This window comes from Caenimonas terrae, from assembly GCF_042655405.1.
Classification (GTDB): Bacteria; Pseudomonadota; Gammaproteobacteria; order Burkholderiales; family Burkholderiaceae_C; genus Ramlibacter; species Ramlibacter terrae_A.
On the sequence record NZ_JBHSMF010000019.1, the window covers coordinates 1 to 931 of the forward strand.

Below are 931 nucleotides of genomic sequence, written 5' to 3' on the forward strand. Positions count from 1 at the left end.
GAAGTCGCCAAACACCCAATCAACTCAACGGATCGCACCGGATGAACACCCATAAGCATGCCCGATTGACCTATGCCCGCCGACTCCAGATGGTCAAACAGATGACTGAGGAAGGGCTGAGCGCCTGTGAGGCCGCCGGCGCGCACGGCGTGACACCGCCCACTGCGCGCAAATGGCTCGGGCGCTACCTGGCCGGAGGCGAGCTTGCCCTGGCCGACGCATCCTCGAAGCCAATGCGATCGCCGCGGGCCATTGATGCATCGAGGGCTTTGCTGATCCTCGAGCTGCGCAAGCGCAGGATGCTGCAAAGCACGATTGCCCGCAGCGTTGGCGTGTCCGAGTCGACGGTCAGCCGGGTGCTGGCCCGAGCGGGCCTGTCCAAGTTGAGCGATCTGGAGCCTGCGCCGCCGGTGGTTCGCTATGAGCACGAGGCCCCAGGCGATCTGCTGCACATCGACACCAAGAAGCTGGGGCGCATCGTGAGACCCAGCCACCGAGTCACGGGCAACCGCAAGGACTCTGTCGGTGGCGCTGGCTGGGAGACGCTGTTCGTGGCCATTGACGATCACGCGCGTCTGGCGTTCACGGCGATGCACCCCGATGAAAAGAAGGAACAAGCAGTTCGCTTCCTGCGCAACGCCGTGAGCTACTACGCCAGGCTGGGCGTCACGGTCAAACGGCTGCTGACCGACAACGGCTCGGCGTTCCGCTCACGCGAGTTCCGCGCCGCCTGTGTCGAACTGGGCATCACCCACAAGTTCACCCGTGCCTACCGGCCCCAGACCAATGGCAAGGCAGAGCGGTTCATTCAGTCGGCCTTGCGCGAGTGGGCCTATGGCTGGACGTACCAGAACTCGGCAGAGCGAACGACAGCCCTGGCTGGCTGGCAGCACCACTACAACTGCCACCGGCCCCACAGCGGCATCGGTGG

1 protein-coding gene is annotated in these 931 nt (G+C 64.7%); it reads left to right on the top strand.

From position 1 onward, the window contains the following. Positions 1–41: 41 nt before the first annotated feature. The coding region (locus ACFPOE_RS23970; protein WP_376852867.1) for an IS481 family transposase at positions 42–931 on the top strand (890 nt) is incomplete at its 3' end.